This window comes from Pseudomonas sp. GL_090, assembly GCF_057837765.1.
Genome location: NZ_CM174452.1, coordinates 1,277,034 through 1,296,993, shown reverse-complemented (window position 1 = coordinate 1,296,993; position 19,960 = coordinate 1,277,034). Strand labels below are relative to the sequence as shown.

Annotated in this window: 16 protein-coding genes; 11 read left to right on the top strand and 5 right to left on the bottom strand. The window is 61.2% G+C overall.

The window, feature by feature from the left end:
- The first annotated feature begins 5 nt into the window (after positions 1 to 5).
- The 3 genes from dapD to AC3ITA_RS05650 all read left to right on the top strand — a co-directional run bounded on the left by dapD (position 6) and on the right by AC3ITA_RS05650 (position 2,807).
- Positions 6 to 1,040, top strand: coding sequence for a 2,3,4,5-tetrahydropyridine-2,6-dicarboxylate N-succinyltransferase (gene dapD / locus AC3ITA_RS05660; RefSeq protein WP_095943870.1), 1,035 nt, complete (start codon positions 6 to 8; stop codon positions 1,038 to 1,040).
- A gap of 160 nt (positions 1,041 to 1,200) precedes the next feature.
- Entirely contained in the window at positions 1,201 to 2,406 is a 1,206-nt protein-coding gene (locus AC3ITA_RS05655) for an aminotransferase class V-fold PLP-dependent enzyme (RefSeq protein WP_095943869.1), read from the top strand.
- A complete protein-coding gene (locus AC3ITA_RS05650) occupies positions 2,403 to 2,807 on the top strand; it encodes a SufE family protein (protein WP_150673044.1) in 405 nt (134 codons plus the stop codon). Before AC3ITA_RS05655 ends, AC3ITA_RS05650 begins: the two co-directional genes overlap by 4 nt.
- Before the next feature lie 97 nt (positions 2,808 to 2,904).
- Here the strand turns inward: AC3ITA_RS05650 and tcdA are convergent, their stop codons facing one another.
- The gene (gene tcdA / locus AC3ITA_RS05645; RefSeq protein WP_150673043.1) at positions 2,905 to 3,723 is read right to left on the bottom strand and encodes a tRNA cyclic N6-threonylcarbamoyladenosine(37) synthase TcdA; all 819 of its coding nucleotides are present in this window, start codon (positions 3,721 to 3,723) and stop codon (positions 2,905 to 2,907) included.
- Between the two features lie 264 nt (positions 3,724 to 3,987).
- Here tcdA and AC3ITA_RS05640 point away from each other — a divergent pair, with 264 nt between their 5' ends.
- From AC3ITA_RS05640 to AC3ITA_RS05625, 4 genes are all read left to right on the top strand, one after another.
- The gene (locus AC3ITA_RS05640; RefSeq protein WP_095943156.1) at positions 3,988 to 6,579 is read left to right on the top strand and encodes a glycosyltransferase; all 2,592 of its coding nucleotides are present in this window, start codon (positions 3,988 to 3,990) and stop codon (positions 6,577 to 6,579) included.
- A gap of 240 nt (positions 6,580 to 6,819) precedes the next feature.
- Positions 6,820 to 7,971, top strand: coding sequence for a succinyl-diaminopimelate desuccinylase (gene dapE / locus AC3ITA_RS05635; RefSeq protein WP_095943155.1), 1,152 nt, complete (start codon positions 6,820 to 6,822; stop codon positions 7,969 to 7,971).
- Positions 7,971 to 8,780, top strand: a complete 810-nt coding sequence (locus AC3ITA_RS05630; RefSeq protein ID WP_489279713.1) for a putative RNA methyltransferase — start codon at positions 7,971 to 7,973, stop codon at positions 8,778 to 8,780. The genes dapE and AC3ITA_RS05630 overlap by 1 nt, the downstream gene beginning before the upstream one ends.
- 75 nt (positions 8,781 to 8,855) lie before the next feature.
- Positions 8,856 to 9,233 (top strand): hypothetical protein, encoded by a 378-nt coding sequence (locus AC3ITA_RS05625; RefSeq protein WP_489279712.1) that lies wholly within the window; start codon positions 8,856 to 8,858, stop codon positions 9,231 to 9,233.
- 135 nt (positions 9,234 to 9,368) lie between these two features.
- On the opposite strand, the gene AC3ITA_RS05620 is transcribed toward AC3ITA_RS05625, so the two are convergent.
- The gene (locus AC3ITA_RS05620) at positions 9,369 to 9,578 is read right to left on the bottom strand and encodes a cold shock domain-containing protein (RefSeq protein WP_007954750.1); all 210 of its coding nucleotides are present in this window, start codon (positions 9,576 to 9,578) and stop codon (positions 9,369 to 9,371) included.
- Positions 9,579 to 9,814: 236 nt separating this feature from the next.
- Here AC3ITA_RS05620 and plsB point away from each other — a divergent pair, with 236 nt between their 5' ends.
- The 3 genes from plsB to AC3ITA_RS05605 are packed head-to-tail and all read left to right on the top strand — an operon-like array spanning position 9,815 to position 13,485.
- Positions 9,815 to 12,319: a glycerol-3-phosphate 1-O-acyltransferase PlsB gene (plsB, locus tag AC3ITA_RS05615; protein ID WP_150673042.1), complete on the top strand. Its 2,505-nt coding sequence runs from the start codon at positions 9,815 to 9,817 to the stop codon at positions 12,317 to 12,319.
- A 51-nt stretch (positions 12,320 to 12,370) separates the two neighbouring features.
- Positions 12,371 to 12,769, top strand: coding sequence for a YbaY family lipoprotein (locus tag AC3ITA_RS05610; RefSeq protein ID WP_489279711.1), 399 nt, complete (start codon positions 12,371 to 12,373; stop codon positions 12,767 to 12,769).
- A gap of 26 nt (positions 12,770 to 12,795) precedes the next feature.
- Positions 12,796 to 13,485 carry a DUF4197 domain-containing protein gene (locus AC3ITA_RS05605; RefSeq protein WP_095943151.1) on the top strand — a complete coding sequence of 230 codons (690 nt, stop codon included), beginning with the start codon at positions 12,796 to 12,798 and terminating at the stop codon, positions 13,483 to 13,485.
- Between the two features lie 594 nt (positions 13,486 to 14,079).
- On the opposite strand, the gene AC3ITA_RS05600 is transcribed toward AC3ITA_RS05605, so the two are convergent.
- Positions 14,080 to 17,145, bottom strand: a complete 3,066-nt coding sequence (locus AC3ITA_RS05600; protein WP_489279710.1) for an efflux RND transporter permease subunit — start codon at positions 17,143 to 17,145, stop codon at positions 14,080 to 14,082.
- A gap of 6 nt (positions 17,146 to 17,151) precedes the next feature.
- Positions 17,152 to 18,252: an efflux RND transporter periplasmic adaptor subunit gene (locus AC3ITA_RS05595; protein ID WP_095943148.1), complete on the bottom strand. Its 1,101-nt coding sequence runs from the start codon at positions 18,250 to 18,252 to the stop codon at positions 17,152 to 17,154.
- A gap of 93 nt (positions 18,253 to 18,345) precedes the next feature.
- On the opposite strand from AC3ITA_RS05595, the gene AC3ITA_RS05590 reads away from it, so the two are divergent.
- On the top strand, positions 18,346 to 18,984 hold the full coding sequence (locus AC3ITA_RS05590; RefSeq protein ID WP_095943147.1) for a TetR/AcrR family transcriptional regulator: 639 nt from the start codon (positions 18,346 to 18,348) through the stop codon (positions 18,982 to 18,984).
- 124 nt (positions 18,985 to 19,108) lie between these two features.
- On the opposite strand, the gene AC3ITA_RS05585 is transcribed toward AC3ITA_RS05590, so the two are convergent.
- Positions 19,109 to 19,891: a class I SAM-dependent methyltransferase gene (locus AC3ITA_RS05585; protein WP_095943146.1), complete on the bottom strand. Its 783-nt coding sequence runs from the start codon at positions 19,889 to 19,891 to the stop codon at positions 19,109 to 19,111.
- Positions 19,892 to 19,960 lie beyond the last annotated feature (69 nt).

Below are 19,960 nucleotides of genomic sequence, written 5' to 3'. Positions count from 1 at the left end.
TACACATGTCCACTACCCTGTTCAGCCTGGCCTTCGGCGTCGGCACTCAAAACCGTCAAGGCGCATGGCTGGAAGTGTTCTACGCCGCCCCGGTACTCAAGCCTTCGGCTGAAGTCCTGGCCGCTATCGCACCGATCCTGGGCTACACCGAAGGCAATCAGGCTATCGCGTTCAGCACCGCCCAGGCCTCGCAACTGGCTGAAGCGCTCAAAGGCGTCGACGCTGCCCAGGCTGCCCTGCTGACCCGCCTGGCCGAGAGCCACAAGCCGCTGGTTGCCACCTTGCTGGCTGAAGACACCCAGTTGTCGTCCACCCCTGAGGCCTACCTCAAGCTGCACCTGCTGAGCCATCGCCTGGTCAAGCCACACGGCCTGAACCTGGCCGGGATCTTCCCGTTGCTGCCAAACGTGGCCTGGACCAGCCAGGGCGCGGTCGACCTGAGCGAGCTGGCCGAACTGCAACTCGAAGCCCGCCTGCGCGGCGAGCTGCTGGAAGTGTTCTCGGTGGACAAGTTCCCGAAAATGACCGACTACGTGGTTCCGGCCGGCGTGCGTATCGCTGACGCTGCGCGTCTGCGCCTGGGCGCTTACGTGGGCGAAGGCACCACCGTGATGCACGAAGGTTTCATCAACTTCAACGCCGGCACCGAAGGCCCGGGCATGATCGAAGGCCGCGTATCCGCTGGCGTATTCGTCGGCAAGGGTTCGGACCTGGGCGGTGGCTGCTCGACCATGGGCACCCTGTCGGGCGGCGGCAACATCGTGATCAAGGTCGGCGAAGGCTGCCTGATCGGCGCCAACGCCGGTATCGGTATCCCGTTGGGCGACCGCAACACCGTCGAGTCGGGCCTGTACGTGACCGCTGGTACCAAAGTGGCGCTGCTGGACGAGAACAATCAACTGGTCAAAGTGGTCAAGGCCCGTGACCTGGCCGGCCAGCCGGACCTGCTGTTCCGTCGCAATTCGCAGACCGGTGCCGTGGAATGCAAAACCCACAAATCGGCCATCGAACTGAACGAAGCGCTGCACGCTCACAACTAAGCAGCACACGAGCTCACCTGTAGGAGCGAGCCTGCTCGCGAAAAACGTAAGGGCAACGCGTTTAGCCGAATAATGCGCGTTATCGTTCACGTCCATCGCGAGCAGGCTCGCTCCTACAGGGGTCCGGTGTACACCCGCCCAAGTTCACAGGGCTGAACACATGATGATTCTCTCTCCCTGGCGTGCCGATTTTCCGGCCATCGCCGCCCTGCAACGGCAAGACCAGACCTATCTGGACAATGCCGCCACCACGCAAAAACCTCAAGCCCTGCTCGATGCCCTGGCGCACTACTACGCCAACGGCGCGGCCAACGTGCATCGGGCGCAGCATTTGCCCGGCGCCCACGCCACCCAGGCGTTCGAGGACAGCCGCCGCAAAGTCGCGCAATGGCTCAATGCGGGCGATTGCGGGCAAATCATCTTTACCCACGGCGCGACGTCCGCGCTGAATCTCCTGGCCTATGGCCTGGAACATCTTTTCAATCCAGGCGACGAGATTGTCATCAGCGCCCTGGAGCATCACGCCAACCTGCTGCCATGGCAGCAACTGGCGCACCGTCGCGAGCTGAAACTGGTAATCCTGCCGCTGGATGCCGACGGCGTGATCGACCTGGAAGCCGCGGCTGGTCTGATCGGCCCGCGCACACGTCTGTTGGCCGTCAGCCAGTTGTCCAACGTGATTGGCGCGTGGCAGCCGCTGCCAGAGTTAATGGCACTGGCCAAGGCACACAACGCCCTGACCGTGATCGACGGCGCCCAGGGCGTGGTCCATGGCCGCCACGACGTGCAAGCGCTGGGCTGCGATTTTTATGTATTTTCCAGCCACAAGCTTTATGGCCCCGATGGCCTGGGCGTGCTGTTCGGGCGCAATGCAGCGCTGCAACAGCTACGTCCCTGGCAGTTTGGCGGCGAAATGGTGCTGGATGCCAATTACCACGACGCACGTTTTCGCCCGGCACCGCTGGGCTTCGAGGCCGGGACGCCTCCGATTGCCAGTGTAATCGGCCTGGGAGCGACCCTGGATTACCTTGCCGGGCTCGATCAGGACGCGGTGTCCGCCCATGAAGCGGCGTTGCATGCCACTCTGTTAAAGGGCCTTGAGGCGCGAAATGGCATTCGCCTTCTGGGCAAGCCGCAAGTGGCGCTGGCCAGTTTTACCGTCGAGGGTGTGCATAACTCCGATCTCGCGCATTTGCTGACCGAACAAGGGATCGCGGTGCGTGCCGGCCATCATTGCGCCATGCCACTACTCAAACGCTTCGAACTGGCCGGAGCGATTCGGGTGTCGTTGGCGTTGTACAACGATTCCGAAGACCTGGAGCGGTTCTTTGAAGCCCTGGATCAGGCGCTGGAGCTCTTGCGATGAACTTGCCCGCCGATGCCGTGACGGCACTGGACACCTTTCAGAAAGCGGCCGGCTGGGAACAACGCGCACGCCTGTTGATGCAATGGGGCGAGCGTCTGCCGGCCTTGAGTGATGCGCAGATGTGCGATGCCAATCGGGTGCACGGCTGTGAAAGCCAGGTGTGGCTGGTGGGTGAATTGCACGATGGCCATTGGCAGTTCAACGCCAACAGCGATGCACGCTTGATTCGCGGGTTGGTGGCATTGCTGCTGGCGCGGGTCAACGGGTTGTCGGCGGCTGAGTTGCAGCAGGTGGATTTGCCGGACTGGTTCAATCAACTGGGGTTGGGGCGGCAGTTGTCCGAGTCTCGTAGCAATGGTTTGAATGCAGTGCTACAGCGGATGCGGGAGTTGGCTCAATAGAGGGGCTGCTTCGCAGTCCATCGCGAGCAGGCTCGCTCCTACAGGATCACCGAAATCACTGTGGGCCTGCTCGCGATGGGGCCATCAGCCTTACAGATCAGGCCTGCGGCTTGACCCGCTCCGCCGGCCGCCGCACACCCGCCACAATCTTGTCCACAGCCTTGGTCGCCGCGACCATGCCGAAGGTCGCCGTCACCATCATCACCGCGCCAAACCCACCGGCACAGTCGAGCTTCACCCCATCCCCGACAAAACTCTTCTGCAAGCAAATGCTGCCATCGGGTTTCGGATAGCGCAGTTGCTCGGTGGAAAACACGCACGGCACGCTGTAATGGCGGGTCACGGTGCGTGAGAAGCCATAGTCGCGGCGCAGCGTGGAACGCACTTTCGACGCCAACGGATCGTTGAACGTGCGATTGAGGTCGCAAACTTGGATCAACGTCGGGTCAATCTGCCCGCCCGCGCCGCCGGTGGTGATGATCTGGATCTTGCGGCGCTTGCACCAGGCAATCAGCGCGGCCTTGGCGTTGACGCTGTCGATGCAGTCGATCACGCAGTCGATGTTCGGCGTGATGTACTCGGCCATGGTGTCGCGGGTGACGAAGTCAGGCACCGCGTGCACCGTGCAGTCCGGGTTGATCCCGCGCAGACGCTCGGCCATCACCTCGACCTTGGGCTTGCCCACCGTGCTGTCCAGCGCGTGCAACTGGCGGTTGACGTTGCTGACGCAGACGTCGTCGAGGTCGAACAGCGAAATCTCGCCCACGCCACAACGGGCCATGGCTTCCGCCGCCCAGGAACCGACACCACCGACGCCGACGATCGCCACATGGGCCGCGCGCAGGCGTTCAAGGCCTTCGATGCCATACAAACGGGCGATGCCAGCAAACCGCGGATCTTCTGTACTCATGACCATTACCCCAAAAACCGGCGCGCATTATAGGGCCGTCGGCGCGCAAGAGCATCATTGCGCTATGAACGGGCAACATCCACGAAAACCACATCGAACAAAGATTTGTCCTACACGCTCTAACGAAAGAACTTAAACCGACTTGGATTGCCCAATGTCAGGCAATTCCCTGTTCGCTGTACGACCAGAGAATGCCCGGTGTAGGATGCGCGCCCCTTGGCGACCGCCAACCGTTCCTTCGTTCCACAGTCTTTGGAACCCGAAATAACTATGTCATCGCGTAAATTTGGACTCAACCTGGTCGTGGTGCTCGCCATCGCTGCCTTGTTTACCGGCTTCTGGGCGCTGATCAACCGCCCGGTCACCGCCCCCAACTGGCCTGAACAGATCTCCGGCTTCTCGTACTCGCCATTCCAGCAGGGCCAGTTCCCGCAGAAAGACCAGTTCCCGACCGACGATCAAATGCGTCGCGACCTGGAGATCATGAGCAAGCTGACGGACAACATCCGCATCTACTCGGTCGATGGCACCCTGCAAAACATCCCGAAGCTGGCGGAAGAGTTCGGCTTGCGGGTCACCCTGGGGATCTGGATCAGTCCGGACCAGGAACGCAACGAACGGGAAATCACCCGCGCCATTGAAATCGCCAACGCCTCGCGCAGCGTGGTTCGCGTGGTGGTCGGCAACGAGGCCATTTACCGCAAGGAAATCACCGCCCAGGAACTCAGCGTCATGCTCGATCGCGTGCGCGCTGCGGTGAAAGTGCCGGTGACCACGTCCGAACAGTGGCACGTGTGGGAAGAACACCCGGAACTGGCCAAGCACGTCGACCTGATCGCCGCGCACATCCTGCCTTACTGGGAATTCATCCCGATGGACAAGGCCGGGCAGTTCGTCCTCGACCGCGCCCGCGACTTGAAGAAGATGTTCCCGAAAAAGCCGCTGCTACTGTCCGAGGTGGGCTGGCCGAGCAACGGCCGCATGCGCGGTGGCGCCGATGCCTCACCGGCAGACCAGGCGATCTATCTTCGAACCCTGGTCAACAAGCTCAACCGTCAGGGCTTCAACTACTTCGTGATCGAAGCGTTTGACCAGCCGTGGAAAGTCAGTGACGAAGGTTCCGTTGGCGCCTATTGGGGGGTGTTCAACGCCGCACGCCAGCAGAAGTTCAACTTCGAAGGCCCGGTCGTTGCGATTCCGCAATGGCGGGTACTGGCGGTCGGCTCCGTGGTACTGGCGCTGTTGTCCCTGACCCTGCTGATGATCGACGGCTCGGCCCTGCGCCAGCGTGGCCGTACCTTCCTGACCTTCACCGCGTTCCTCGGTGGTTCGGCACTGGTGTGGATCGGTTACGACTACAGCCAGCAATACAGCACCTGGTTCAGCCTGACGGTAGGCTTCTTGCTCGCCCTCGGTGCGCTCGGGGTGTTTATCGTGTTGCTGACCGAAGCCCACGAACTGGCCGAGACCGTCTGGACCCACAAACGCCGGCGTGAATTCCTGCCCGTGGTAGGCGATTCTGACTACCGACCGAAAGTCTCGATCCACGTGCCCTGCTACAACGAGCCGCCGGAGATGGTCAAACAGACCCTCAACGCCCTGGCCAACCTCGACTATCCGGATTTCGAAGTCCTGATCATCGACAACAACACCAAGGATCCGGCGGTCTGGGAACCGGTGCGCGATTATTGCGAAACCCTCGGCCCGCGCTTCAAGTTCTTCCACGTGGCACCGCTGGCCGGCTTCAAGGGCGGCGCACTGAACTACCTGATCCCGCACACCGCCAAAGATGCCGAAGTGATCGCAGTGATCGACTCCGATTACTGCGTGCACCCGAACTGGCTCAAGCACATGGTGCCGCACTTCGCCGACCCGAAAATCGCCGTGGTGCAGTCGCCACAGGATTACCGCGACCAGAACGAAAGTACCTTCAAGAAGCTCTGCTACGCGGAATACAAGGGCTTCTTCCACATCGGCATGGTCACCCGCAACGATCGTGACGCGATCATCCAGCACGGCACCATGACCATGACCCGCCGCTCGGTGCTCGAAGAGCTGGGCTGGGCCGACTGGTGCATCTGTGAAGACGCCGAACTGGGCCTGCGGGTATTCGAAAAAGGCCTGTCGGCAGCGTACTACCACACCAGCTACGGCAAGGGCCTGATGCCCGATACCTTCATCGACTTCAAGAAACAGCGTTTCCGTTGGGCCTACGGAGCGATCCAGATCATCAAGCGCCACACCGCCAGCCTGCTGCGCGGCAAGGACACCGAGCTGACCCGTGGCCAGCGTTACCACTTCCTCGCGGGCTGGTTGCCGTGGGTCGCGGACGGCATGAACATCTTCTTCACCGTCGGCGCGCTGTTGTGGTCGGCGGCGATGATCATCGTGCCGCAACGGGTCGATCCGCCGCTGCTGATCTTCGCAATCCCGCCATTGGCGCTGTTCGTGTTCAAGGTCGCCAAGATCATCTTCCTCTACCGTCGTGCGGTCGGGGTCAATTTGAAGGATGCCTTCTGCGCGGCGCTGGCCGGTCTGGCGTTGTCCCACACCATCGCCAAAGCAGTGCTGTACGGCTTCTTCACCAGCAGCATTCCGTTCTTCCGTACGCCGAAGAATGCCGACAACCACGGCTTCTGGGTGGCGATTTCGGAAGCCCGGGAAGAGATGTTCATCATGCTGCTGTTGTGGGGCGCTGCCTTGGGGATCTTCCTGGTGAACGGCATGCCGAGCAACGACATGCGCTTCTGGGTGACCATGCTGCTGGTGCAGTCGCTGCCATACCTGGCGGCGTTGATCATGGCGTTCCTGTCGTCGCTGCCGAAACCGTCGGTCGAGACTGAAACGGCACCAGCGGTCTAAATCTCTACGGATGCACTAAACGGCGGCCAATGGTCGCCGTTTTGCTTTAAGATAAGCGCCATTTTGCGGGGCTTGGCGTGATACCGGTCTGACTGACCGAACACTATCCCCTGTGGGAGCGAGCCTGCTCGCGATAGCGGTGTAACAATCACAGTTTAAGTTGACTGACACACCGTCATCGCCAGCAGGCTGGCTCCCACATTTAGTCCGTGCCCACATCCATGATTTCCGGAGTTTTCCATGACGGCCCACGCCGACCTTTCGCCGACCCTCCAACTCGCCATCGACCTGATCCGCCGTCCATCCGTGACGCCGCTTGACGCCGATTGCCAGAAGCAGATGATGCAGCGCCTGGGCGATGCCGGTTTCACCCTGGAACCGATGCGCATCGAAGATGTGGATAACTTCTGGGCCACCCACGGCCAGGACGACGGTCCGGTGCTGTGCTTCGCCGGCCACACCGACGTGGTCCCGACCGGCCCGGTAGCGGCCTGGCAGATCGAGCCGTTCAACGCCCTGATCGACGAACACGGCATGCTCTGCGGCCGTGGCGCCGCCGACATGAAAGGCAGCCTCGCCGCCATGACCGTCGCCTCCGAGCGTTTTGTCGCCGACTACCCGAATCACAAGGGCAAAGTCGCGTTCCTGATCACCAGCGACGAAGAAGGCCCGGCGCACCACGGCACCAAGGCCGTGGTCGAACGCCTCGCCGCGCGCAAGGAACGTCTGGACTGGTGCATCGTCGGCGAACCGTCGAGCACCACCCTGGTGGGTGACGTGGTCAAGAACGGCCGGCGCGGTTCTCTCGGCGCCAAGCTGACCGTACGTGGCGTGCAAGGTCATGTGGCCTACCCGCACCTGGCGAAGAACCCGATCCACCTCGCTGCCCCGGCCCTGGCCGAACTGGCAGCCGAGCACTGGGACCACGGCAACGATTTCTTCCCGCCGACCAGTTTTCAGATCTCCAACGTCAATTCCGGCACCGGCGCGACCAACGTGATCCCGGGTGACCTGGTGGCGGTGTTCAACTTCCGCTTCTCCACCGAGTCCACCGTCGAGGGCCTGCAAAAGCGCGTCGCCGACATCCTCGACAAGCATGGCCTGGACTGGCACATCGATTGGGCGCTGTCCGGTCTGCCGTTCCTCACCGAACCGGGCGCGCTGCTGGACGCTGTGTCGGCGAGCATCAAGGACATCACCGGTCGTGAAACCAAGGCGTCCACCAGCGGTGGCACCTCCGACGGGCGTTTCATCGCGACCATGGGCACCCAAGTGGTTGAGCTGGGGCCGGTCAACGCGACCATCCACCAGGTCAACGAACGCGTGCTGGCCGCCGATCTCGACGTGCTGACCGAGATCTACTACCAGACCCTGATCAAGTTGCTCGCCTGATGCTGGCGTGTCCGATCTGCAGTGAGCCGCTCAATGCGGTGGACAACGGCGTGGCCTGCCCCGCCGGGCATCGTTTCGACCGCGCGCGCCAGGGTTATTTGAACCTGTTGCCGGTGCAACACAAGAACAGTCGCGATCCTGGGGATAATCAGGCCATGGTCGAGGCTCGCCGCGACTTTTTGAACGCCGGCCATTACGCGCCGGTGGCCAAGCGTCTGGCCGAGCTGGCGGCCGGTTACGCGCCGACCCGCTGGGTCGATATCGGTTGCGGCGAGGGTTACTACACCGCGCAGATCGCCGATGCCTTGCCGGACGCTGATGGCTATGCGCTGGACATCTCCCGGGAAGCGGTCAAACGCGCCTGCAAACGCGACCCGCAGCTCACCTGGTTGATCGCCAGCATGGCACGGGTGCCGTTGGCTTCCGGCAGTTGCCAGTTCCTGGCCAGTGTCTTCAGCCCGCTGGACTGGGAAGAGGCCAAGCGCCTGCTCAGTGTTGGCGGCGGCCTGATGAAAGTCGGGCCGACCAGCGGCCACTTGATGGAACTACGCGAGCGGCTATACGACGAAGTCCGCGAGTACATTGACGACAAGCATCTGGACCTGGTGCCGGAAGGCATGGCGCTGGCGCACAGCGAAACGTTGACGTTCAAGCTGACGCTGGACAAGCCGCAGGACCGCGCCAACCTGCTGGCGATGACGCCCCATGGCTGGCGTGCCAGCGCCGAGCGCCGGACAGCGGTTATCGAACAGGCCGAGCCGTTCGAGACCACCGTATCAATGCGCTACGATTATTTCGTTCTTCAATAACTTTTGGTTCCGGGCGAGTGCCCGGGGCCGGCTAAATCCGCGAATGGATTTTTCAGACCCGCAGTGAGGACATCCATGCGCCAACCCGATATCGAGATTTACCTGAAAGACGCCGACGTCGACCACAAAGCCATTTCCGCCTGGCTCGGTGCGGCATTGGGCCCGTGCACGGATTGGGCCCAGAAGGGCCAGACCTACAAGTGCAAGGCCGGCAACGTGCCAGTGACCTGGCTGCCAAAAGCCGTCGGCAAGTGGAACAGCCTGTACCTGGAAAGCGACCAGACCCCGTGGGACGACGACATCGCCTGCGCCCGCGCCGCGTTTGCCGCACTCAACGTCGAAGTGCGTTGCGCACCGGGTACCTGGGTCGAGGAAGAAGGTGAAGAGACAGCCGATCGCTGGATTCGCATCAGCGCCGATGGTGAAGAAGAAATCACCTGGAAAACCGCGTAAAGCCTGAACACCGCCCCTGTAGGAGCGAGCTTGCTCGCGATGGTCGTCAACGATAACGCGTCAATTCAGTAAAAGCGCGGTGTCCTTGAGTTCTTCGCGAGCAAGCTCGCTCCTACAGTGGTTTTTGCGCGGGGATTACAGACCTACAACATCCTCAGCCTGCAAACCCTTCTGCCCTTCCACCACCGCGTATTCAACCTGCTGGCCTTCGGTCAGTGAACGGTGGCCTTCACCGCGAATCGCGCGGTAGTGCACGAACACGTCCACCCCGTCCTCGCGCTGAATGAAGCCGTAGCCCTTGGCGTCGTTGAACCACTTCACGTTGCCGGTTTCGCGTGTTGCCATTTGTTCATACTCCCTTTTTATTATTGGTCGGGCTTTTCGCAGGAAAGCCTCGGGAACGTCTGTCTGCGTTCGACGTCCCTACAAGGGCACCGACAGCAGACGGCCGAGTATATGACAGGCAGCGAAACTCTCAACTCAAGTTTACTTACCCGCTTTTTTGCCGATTTTCGACGAATCCGGCACACTATCGGCCTCCCGAGCAAACGCTCGGTTTTATTCACTCACGCAGAAGCCGTATGACCCGCTCCCCGTTCCGCCGTCTTGTGTTTGGCACCCTGCGCCGACTGTTGTACCTCTGGGTTCGCTCCGAGACGATCAACCAGTCGTCGTTCACCCTCAACCTCGACCGCAGTCGTCCGGTGTTCTACGTCCTGCAAAACCCTTCGCTGACCGACCTCGCTGTGGTCGACACCGAGTGCAGCAAGGCCGGCCTGCCACGCCCGGTGCTGCCGGTATCGGTGGGCAACCTGCTGGAACCTGCCGCGTTTTTCTACCTGACGCCGGACCCGGACTGGCTCGGCCGCCAGGACAAGCGCGGAGCGCCGCCAACATTGACCCGCCTGGTCAGCGCCCTGAGCCAGAACGCCGCCGAAGACGCACAGATCATTCCGGTGAGCGTGTTCTGGGGCCAATCGCCGGACAGCGAAAACAGCCCATGGAAACTGCTGTTCGCCGACAGCTGGGCCGTTACCGGGCGTCTGCGTCGTCTGCTGAGCATCATCGTGCTGGGACGCAAGACCCGCGTGCAGTTCTCCGCGCCGATCCACCTGCGCGAACTGATCGAGCACGACAAGGGCCACGAGCGCACCGTGCGCATGGCCCAGCGCATCCTGCGGGTGCATTTCCGCAATCTGAAGGCCGCGGTGATCGGCCCGGACATTTCCCACCGCCGCAATCTGGTCAAAGGCTTGCTCAACCAGCCACAGGTCAAACAAGCGATCTTCGACGAAGCCGAGCGCGAGAACATCTCGCCAGAGAAGGCCAAAGCTCAAGCGCTACGCTACGGCAACGAAATCGCCTCGGACTACACCTATACTGCGATCCGTTTTATGGAAGTGGTGCTGAGCTGGTTCTGGAACAAGATCTACGACGGCATCAGGGTCAACCATATCGAAGGCGTGCAGAAGGTCGCCCAGGGTCACGAAGTGATCTACGTGCCCTGCCACCGCAGCCACATCGACTACTTGCTGCTGTCCTATCTGCTGTTTCGCAACGGCCTGACCCCGCCGCACATTGCCGCCGGCATCAATCTGAACATGCCGGTGATCGGCGGCCTGCTGCGTCGCGGCGGCGCGTTCTTCATGCGCCGTACGTTCAAGGGCAACCCGCTGTACACCTCGGTGTTCAACGAATACCTGCACACCCTGTTCACCAAGGGCTTCCCGGTGGAGTACTTCGTCGAAGGCGGTCGCTCGCGCACCGGGCGCATGCTGCAACCGAAAACCGGGATGCTGGCGATCACCCTGCGCAGCTTCCTGCGTTCGTCGCGCATGCCCATCGTGTTCGTGCCGGTGTACATCGGCTACGAGCGTGTGCTGGAAGGCCGGACCTACCTCGGCGAATTGCGCGGTGCGGCCAAGAAGAAAGAGTCGATCTTCGACATTTTCAAAGTCATCGGCGCGCTCAAACAGCGCTTCGGCCAGGTGGCGGTGAACTTCGGCGAGCCGATCAAACTGGCGGAATTCCTCGACGGCGAACAGCCGGACTGGCGCCAACAGGAACTCGGCCCGCAGTTCAGACCCGCCTGGCTCAACGAAACCACCAACCGCCTCGGCGAGAAAGTCGCCCGGCATCTGAACGAAGCGGCGGCGATCAACCCGGTCAATCTGGTGGCACTGGCGCTGCTGTCCACCACCCGCCTGGCGCTGGATGACCGGGCCATGGCGCGGGTGCTGGATCTGTACCTGGCGCTGCTGCGCAAGGTCCCGTATTCGCCGCACACCACCTTGCCGGAAGGCGATGGCCGGGCGCTGATCGCGCACGTGAAGGACATGGACCTGCTGTCCGAGCAGAGCGATGCGCTGGGCAAGATCCTGTATCTGGACGAACAGAACGCCGTCCTGATGACCTACTACCGCAACAACGTGCTGCACATCTTTGCCCTGCCGGCGCTGCTCGCAAGTTTCTTCCAGAGCGCCTCGCGCATGAGCCGCGAACAGATCCTGCGCTACACCCGCGCGTTGTATCCATACCTGCAGGCGGAGCTGTTCATCCGCTGGTCGCTGGACGAACTGGACGGGGTGATCGACCAATGGCTGGAAGCTTTCGTCGAACAAGGCCTGTTGCGTTTCGAGAACAACGTGTATCTGCGTCCGGCGCCAAGCTCGCGGCATTTCGTGCTGCTGACCTTGCTGTCGAAAAGCATCGCCCAGACCTTGCAGCGCTTCTACATGACCGTGTCCCTGCTGCTCAACAGTGGCCAGAACAGCATCAGCGCCGAAGAACTGGAGGACCTGTGCACGGTCATGGCCCAGCGCCTGTCGATCCTGCATGGCCTCAACGCCCCGGAATTCTTCGACAAGAGCCTGTTCCGCCACTTCATCCAGACCATGCTCGACCTCGACGTGCTCAAGCGCGATGAAGCAGGCAAGTTGAGCTATCACGAACTACTCGGTGAACTGGCCGAAGGCGCGGCCAAGCGCGTATTGCCGGCGGAGATTCGTTTGTCGATCCGTCAGGTGGCGTTGCATCGCAGTGAAGATGCGGCGGATCAACCCGCACCACCGGTCGAAACCGTCTAGATTGATCAGGGCGCCAGTCGGTTCTGGCGCCCTCGATACGGAGATCTTTCAATGAAAAAACTGTCCCTGATCGCAGCCGCCTTGCTGTTGACTGCCTGCCAACATCCGACACCGGCGCCCAAGGCATCCCTCGCTGGTGAAGTCTTCTACCTGCAACGCATCGCACTGCCGCCGAACGCGATCCTCAGCGTCAGCCTGCAAGACATCTCACTGGCCGATGCCCCGGCGAAAGTCATTAACGAGCAACGCGGCCCGGTCAAAGGCCAGGTGCCGCTGCCATTCCATCTCAGCTACGACCCGCTGACGGTAGAGCCCAATCACCGTTACTCAGTGAATGCACGCATTGAAGTCGACGGCAAACTGCTGTTCATCACCACCGAAAATCACGCCGTGCGTCTGGACGGCACCGATCCACAACCGCTGAAGGTCCGTGTCGACGCGACCCGCTGAGTGTTTTTTTGAAAAAGGAAGTTGCCATGCTCCGCCCTACCCTCCGTTTTGCCGGCCTGTGCGCTGGCTTGATGATCTGTGCCAACGCCCTGGCGCTGTCCCTCACCGACCTGTCGCAGAAAGACGCCACCGGCGGGCTCAAGGACGCACTGACCCAAGGCGCGCAACTGGCCGTCAAACAACTCGGCACTCCAGGGGGCTTCAGCAACAACCCCGACGTGAAAATCGAACTTCCGGGCAAACTGGGCAAGGTCGCCAGCAAAATGAAACAGTTCGGCATGGGTGACCAGGTTGATGAACTGGAAGCCAGCATGAACAAGGCGGCGGAAAGCGCCGTGACCCAGGCCCAGCCCATCCTTGTCGACGCCGTGAAGAAAATGACCGTGGAAGACGCCAAGGGCATCCTCAGCGGCGGCAACGACTCGGCCACCCAATACCTGAACAAGACCAGCCGCGAACAGATCCGCGCGAAGTTCCTGCCGATCGTCAAGCAAGCCACCGACAAGGTTGGCCTGGCCCAGCAGTACAACTCGTTCGCCGGGCAAGCAGCGACCATGGGCGTAGTGGATGCGAAGAATGCCAACGTCGAAAACTACGTCACCGAGCAAGCGTTGAATGGCTTGTTCGAAATGATCGGCAAACAGGAAGAAACCATCCGCCAGAACCCGGCGGCTGCGGCGACCAGTTTGGCGAAGAAGGTGTTTGGTACGCTCTGACCCTGGTGCAACCATTGTAGGAGCGAGCCTGCTCGCGATGAGGCCATGTCAGTCGACATCAGCGTTGGCTGACACACCGCAATCGCGAGCAGGCTCACTCCTACAATTTGATCGGGTACATCTGTGAGAGATTGGTCGGCTGGCAGGCCGCCTTCGCGAGCAGGCTCGCTCCTACAATTTGATCGGGTACATCTGTAAGGGAATGGTCGGCTGGCAGGCCGCCTTCGCGGGCAAGCCCGGTCCCACAGTTTTCAAATGTGTACGGACCAAACAACCAGGCCGGCCGGTAGGCCGCCTCGGCGGCTTTTGATTTGCCCGCCCCTTCGGGAGGCTGAGTGGAGGCGTTTATCCGGGGATTGGCGCGCAGCGCCGTTCGACGCAGTCGAACTCATCGCATGTAGGTGCCAGCGAAGCCAACCGGAGGGCGATGCCCCCGGATGAATGCCGCAGCGAAGGAACCCCGAGCCTTAGCGAGGGGCCGTACGTTCGGGGCGAGCGTTTTTTGCTTACTTTTTTAGGCGCTTGTAAAAAAGTGAGTCGCCGTAAGGGCGAAACCGCCGGCCGCCGTTACCGAAGAAATGGATATGCACCCAGTCAAACGGCTTCCTTCTTGACCCGGAACCAAGCCGCATACAACGCAGGCAAAAACAAAAGCGTCAACGCCGTGGCCACAATCAACCCCCCCATGATCGCCACCGCCATCGGCCCGAAAAACACACTGCGCGACAACGGAATCATCGCCAAAACGGCGGCAAGCGCCGTCAACACAATCGGCCGAAACCGCCGAACCGTAGCCTCGATAATCGCCTGCCAAGGCTTCAACCCCGCCGCAATATCCTGCTCGATCTGATCCACCAGAATCACCGAGTTACGCATGATCATCCCGGACAAGGCGATAGTCCCCAGCATGGCCACGAAACCGAACGGCTGGCGAAACACCAACAGAAACAGCGTCACCCCGATCAACCCCAGCGGCGCCGTCAGGAACACCATCGCCGTACGCGAAAAACTGCGCAATTGCAGCATCAGCAAGGTCAGCACCACCACAATGAACAACGGCACGCCGGCCTTCACCGAGTTCTGTCCGCGCGCCGAGTCTTCCACCGTGCCGCCGACATCCAGCAAATAGCCGTCGGGCAGTTCGGCGCGGATCGGATCGAGGGTCGGCATGATCTGCTGCACCAGCGTCGCCGGTTGCTCCTTGCCATAGATGTCGGCGCGAACCGTCACGTTGGGCAGGCGATTGCGGTGCCAGATGATGCCCTCTTCGAAGCCGTATTCCAGGGTCGCGATCTGCGACAACGCGACACTGCGACCGTTATCGGTCGGCACCGCCAGGCTCGGCAGCAATGACAACTCGGTGCGCTCATGCAAGGTGCCGCGCAACAGGATCTCGATCAACTCGTTGTCTTCACGGTACTGGCTGACGCTGGAACCGGTCAGGGAGCTTTGCAGGAACGTCGACAGGTTCGCCGTGCTCACGCCCAGCGCCCGCGCGCGGTCCTGATCGATGTTCAGGTAGACAACCTTGCTCGGCTCCTCCCAGTCCAGGTGGACGTTGACCACATGGGGGTTCTCGCGAACCTTGGCTGCGACTTTGCGCGCCAGCGCCCGCACTTCCTCGATGTGCTCCCCGGTCACGCGGAACTGCACCGGGTAGCCAACCGGCGGACCGTTTTCCAGGCGCGTGACCCGCGAGCGCAGAGCAGGGAATTGTTCGTTAAGGGTTGAGATCAACCAGGTGCGCAGGGATTCCCGTTCTTCGATGGTTTTCGCCAGGACGACAAACTGGGCGAAGCTCGCCGCCGGCAGTTGTTGATCCAGCGGCAGGTAGAAACGCGGCGAACCGGTGCCGACGTAGGCCACGTAATTGTCGATCCCCGCCTTGTCCTTGAGCAGCGCTTCGAGGCGCTTGACCTCGTCGGCGGTGTTGCTCAGCGAAGCGCCTTCGGCCAGTTTCAGGTCGACCATCAGCTCCAGGCGACCCGATGCCGGGAAGAACTGTTGCGGCACAAACTTGAACAGTACGATGGAAGCGATGAACAACAGCACAGTCGCCGCGATCACGGTTTTGCGCCAGCGCACGCACCACTCCACCAGACCTCGCACGCGTTGGTAAAACGGCGTGCCATACGGATCGGGTTGACCGGCACCGTGCTTGGCCGCGTGAATCTTCGCCAGGTCCGGCAGCAGTTTTTCCCCCAGATACGGCACGAAGACCACCGCGGCCACCCACGACGCCAATAGCGCGATGGTGACCACCTCGAAGATCGAACGGGTGTATTCGCCAGTGCCCGATTGCGCCGTGGCAATCGGCAGGAAGCCGGCCGCGGTGATCAGCGTACCGGTGAGCATCGGGAACGCGGTACTGGTCCAGGCATAACTCGCCGCTTTGACCCGGTCGAAGCCCTGCTCCATTTTGATCGCCATCATTTCCACGGCGATGATCGCATCGTCCACCAGCAAGCCCAGGGCCAGTACCAGCGCGCCGAGGGAGATCTTGTGCAGGCCGATGCCGAGGTAATACATGCAGGCGAACGTCATCGCCAGCACCAGCGGAATCGCCAGGGCCACCACCATGCCGGTGCGCACGCCGAGGGAGAAGAAACTCACCAGCAACACAATGGCCAGCGCCTCGACCAACACTTGCACGAACTCGCCAACACCGGTTTTCACCGCCGCCGGTTGGTCGGAGACTTTGCGCAGTTCCATACCGGCCGGGAGGTTTTTCTGGATGCGGGCGAACTCGATTTCCAGTGCCTTGCCCAGTACCAGAATGTCACCACCGTCCTTCATCGCCACCGCCAGGCCGATGGCGTCCTGCGCCATGAAGCGCATGCGCGGCGCCGGTGGATCGTTGAAACCACGGCGCACGTCGGCCACGTCGGAGATGCGGAAGGTGCGATCACCGACGCGGATCGGGAAGTTCTTGATCTCTTCGACCGTCTGAAAATTCCCCGTTACCCGTAGCTGCAATCGCTCGCTGCTGGTTTCGAAGAAACCTGCCGTGGACACCGCATTCTGCTCTTCAAGGGCTTGCTGGACGGCCGCCAGCGGCAAGCCGAGGGTGGCGAGCTTGACATTGGAGAGCTCGATCCAGATTTTCTCGTCCTGCACCCCCAGCAGTTCGACCTTGCCCACATCCTTGACCCGCTGCAGCTGGATCTGGATGCGGTCGGCATAATCCTTGAGCACGGCGTAGTCGAAACCCTCACCGGTCAGGGCGTAGATATTGCCGAACGTGGTGCCGAATTCATCGTTGAAGAACGGCCCCTGAATCCCCGGCGGCAGGGTATGGCGGATGTCGCTGATTTTCTTGCGCAGCTGATACCAGAGCTCCGGTATCTCCACCGAGTGCATGGAGTCGCGCGCGATGAAGGTCACCTGGGATTCGCCGGGGCGGGAGAACGACATGATGCGTTCGTATTCGCCGGTTTCCATCAGCTTCTTTTCGATGCGTTCGGTGACCTGACGCGAGACTTCTTCGGCGGTCGCTCCCGGCCAGTTGGTGCGAATCACCATCGCTTTGAAAGTGAACGGCGGGTCTTCGCTTTGGCCGAGCTTGGTGTAGGAAAGTGCGCCGACAACGGCCAGCAACAGCATCAGGAACAGGACGATCTGGCGATTACGCAGCGCCCATTCGGAAACGTTGAAACGCATCGGGGCTTACTCCTTGTCCGCCAGATTGACCACGCGATTGGAGCGATCCACCGGGCGTACCTGCTGCCCTTCGAGAAGCACATGGACACCGGCGGCCACCACCCAGTCGCTGGCGTTGAGCCCTTCAAGCACCGGAACGGTTTTCTCACCGAAGGCACCGACCCGCACCGGGGCCTTTTTCAAGGTGTTGTTGGCGCTGACGACCCAGACATAGGTCACGCCGTTTTCCGCCGTCAGCGCAGACAGAGGAACGGACAGAGGAACGACGTCGGCGGCCTGCACGAACACCCGGGCGCTCTGGCCCAGTTCGACAGGAACCTTGCCGGAACTGAAGGCAATGCGGGCCGCGAAGGTGCGTGATTTTGGATCAGCCGACGGCGACAGTTCACGGATACGACCTTCGAATCGCTGATCGGGTTGGGTCCAGAGTTCCACCGACACCGGCTCACCGACCTTGAAGCGGCCGAAGTTCTGCTCCGGCAGGCTGATCAAGACTTCACGCTCACCATCGGTTGCCAGGGTGAACACCGTTTGCCCGGAGGCCACCACTTGCCCGACTTCCACCAGACGCTTGGCGACGACGCCATCCTGCGGCGCACGCAACACGGCGTAACTGGCCTGGTTGTTGGAAACGTTGAATTCGGCTTTGATTTGCTTGAGCCGCGCTTCGCCGGAGCGGTAGAGGTTTTCGGCGTTGTCGTACTGCGAGCGGCTGACCAGTTGGCGCTCCATCAAGGTCTTGTAGCGATCACGCTCGGAACGTACCAGGTTCAGATTGGCTTCGGCGGCGGCGACCTGAGCTCTGGTGGCCTCCAATTGCAGGCGCACGTCTTGGGGGTCGAGCTCCGCCAAAGGTTGATCGGCCTTGACCCGCTGCCCTTCCTCGACCAGTCGTCGGCTGACTTTGCCGCCGATACGGAACGCCAGGTCCGGCTCATACCGCGCGCGAACTTCGCCGGGATAGCTTTCCATGGCCTGCGCCGAAGGCTCTGGCTGAACCACCATGGCCGGGCGCACGCTGACTTGCGGTGCCTCTTCGTGACCACACGCAGACAATAAAAAAGCCAGGGTGACTGGCAACGCGAGGGGCAAGGCATAGCGGAACATGGTGAAGGACCTTTCGCTAATGGTGCTTTAAATAATTATACTGAGCAGTATGTTATTAATAGCAAACTCACCAGTCCAGTAATAAAAAAGAATATGCCAAACAATCTTTCAGCACCCAATGGCCCAGGCAGACCCAAGGACATGGTCAAGCGCCAGGCGATTCTCGATGCGGCCAAAGCGCTGTTTCTGAGTAAGGGTTATGCCAATACCAGCATGGATGCCGTCGCAGCCGAGGCCGGCGTGTCGAAGCTGACGGTCTATAGCCACTTCAACGACAAGGAGACGCTGTTCTCTGCCGCGGTGATGGCCAAGTGCGAGGAGCAGTTGCCAACGCTGTTCTTCGAACTGCCGGAAGGCGTGGCCGTGGAAACCGTGCTGCTGAACATCGCGCGCGGTTTTCATCACCTGATCAACAGTGATGAATCGCTGAACCTGCACCGTTTGATCATGGCCTTGGGCAGTCAGGACCCGAAACTCTCACTGATCTTCTTCGAGGCCGGGCCTCAGCGCATGCTGCACGGCATGGAACGCTTGTTGAGCAAGGTCAACGAAAGCGGCGCATTGAGCATCGACAAACCGCACAATGCAGCAGAACACTTCTTCTGCCTGCTCAAGGGCGCAGCGAATTTCCGGCTGCTCTTCGGCTGTGGCGAGCCGTTGGACGACGAGGCCGCCGAGAGTCATGTGCAGGAAGTGGTGGGGTTGTTTATGCGGGCTTATCGGCCGGAATGAGCCTGAAAGATTTGTAGAGGAAGTGATGACACCATCGCGAGCAGGCTCGCTCCTACAGTGGTTCCATGCAACACCACAAATCCCCTGTAGGAGCGAGCCTGCTCGCGATGGGTGCGACTCGGTCTTAAGGCTTGAGCGCCTTCTTCGGATAAATGTCATACCGACTGGACTTGCCATCGAGCGCATGGCTCGGCTTCGGCCCTTCGATGCACGGCGCCTTGCGCGGACGCTTGACCACCACCCGGTGGCTGGCCAGGGCCAAGGCGGCTTCGAGCAATGCCGGCGCATCCGGGTCATCGCCCACCAATGGCCGGAACAGGCGCATTTCCTTCTTCACCAGCGCGGTTTTCTCGCGATGCGGGAACATCGGGTCAAGGTAGATCACCTGGGGCGGCTCGCCCTCCCAGTTGCGCATGACCTCGATCGAATTGCCCTTGAGCAAGCGCATGCGCGCCACGATCGGCGCCACGTCGAAATCTTCCGCGCCACGGGCCAGGCCGTCTTCCAGCAAGGCACCGATCAGCGGCTGACGCTCGATCAGGCTCATCTCGCAACCGAGGCTGGCCAGCACGAACGCGTCCTTGCCCAGCCCCGCCGTGGCGTCCAGTACCCGCGGGCGCACACCTTGGGCGACGCCAACGGCCTTGGCGATCATCTGTCCGCTGCCACCACCATACAACCGGCGATGGGCCGCACCACCCTCGACGAAATCCACCCGCACCGGCCCCGGCGCATCCGGCCCCAGCTGTTGCAGTTGCAAGCCCATGTCACCCACCTGCAAGGCAAACTCGCCGTCCGCCACTTGCATTGGCAAGCCCAGGCGCTCGGCCCATTGCTCGGCTTGTGGCTCGAACGCCGCATCGAGGGCCTGGACATGGATGCGGCAGACCGCAGGTTGATCAATCATCGGAAAACACGCTCAAAAAATTAATGATCGGCAAAAACGGCCGATAACAAAACTATCGAGCATTTTGCC

Bases quoted from the DNA above. Each gene is read 5' to 3' on its own strand.
- dapD (WP_095943870.1), top strand. From the start codon at position 6: ATGTCCACTACCCTGTTCAGCCTGGCCTTCGGCGTCGGCACTCAAAAC.
- AC3ITA_RS05655 (WP_095943869.1), top strand. From the start codon at position 1,201: ATGATGATTCTCTCTCCCTGGCGTGCCGATTTTCCGGCCATCGCCGCC.
- AC3ITA_RS05650 (WP_150673044.1), top strand. From the start codon at position 2,403: ATGAACTTGCCCGCCGATGCCGTGACGGCACTGGACACCTTTCAGAAA.
- tcdA (WP_150673043.1), bottom strand. From the start codon at position 3,723: ATGGTCATGAGTACAGAAGATCCGCGGTTTGCTGGCATCGCCCGTTTG.
- AC3ITA_RS05640 (WP_095943156.1), top strand. From the start codon at position 3,988: ATGTCATCGCGTAAATTTGGACTCAACCTGGTCGTGGTGCTCGCCATC.
- dapE (WP_095943155.1), top strand. From the start codon at position 6,820: ATGACGGCCCACGCCGACCTTTCGCCGACCCTCCAACTCGCCATCGAC.
- AC3ITA_RS05630 (WP_489279713.1), top strand. From the start codon at position 7,971: ATGCTGGCGTGTCCGATCTGCAGTGAGCCGCTCAATGCGGTGGACAAC.
- AC3ITA_RS05625 (WP_489279712.1), top strand. From the start codon at position 8,856: ATGCGCCAACCCGATATCGAGATTTACCTGAAAGACGCCGACGTCGAC.
- AC3ITA_RS05620 (WP_007954750.1), bottom strand. From the start codon at position 9,578: ATGGCAACACGCGAAACCGGCAACGTGAAGTGGTTCAACGACGCCAAG.
- plsB (WP_150673042.1), top strand. From the start codon at position 9,815: ATGACCCGCTCCCCGTTCCGCCGTCTTGTGTTTGGCACCCTGCGCCGA.
- AC3ITA_RS05610 (WP_489279711.1), top strand. From the start codon at position 12,371: ATGAAAAAACTGTCCCTGATCGCAGCCGCCTTGCTGTTGACTGCCTGC.
- AC3ITA_RS05605 (WP_095943151.1), top strand. From the start codon at position 12,796: ATGCTCCGCCCTACCCTCCGTTTTGCCGGCCTGTGCGCTGGCTTGATG.
- AC3ITA_RS05600 (WP_489279710.1), bottom strand. From the start codon at position 17,145: ATGCGTTTCAACGTTTCCGAATGGGCGCTGCGTAATCGCCAGATCGTC.
- AC3ITA_RS05595 (WP_095943148.1), bottom strand. From the start codon at position 18,252: ATGTTCCGCTATGCCTTGCCCCTCGCGTTGCCAGTCACCCTGGCTTTT.
- AC3ITA_RS05590 (WP_095943147.1), top strand. From the start codon at position 18,346: ATGCCAAACAATCTTTCAGCACCCAATGGCCCAGGCAGACCCAAGGAC.
- AC3ITA_RS05585 (WP_095943146.1), bottom strand. From the start codon at position 19,891: ATGATTGATCAACCTGCGGTCTGCCGCATCCATGTCCAGGCCCTCGAT.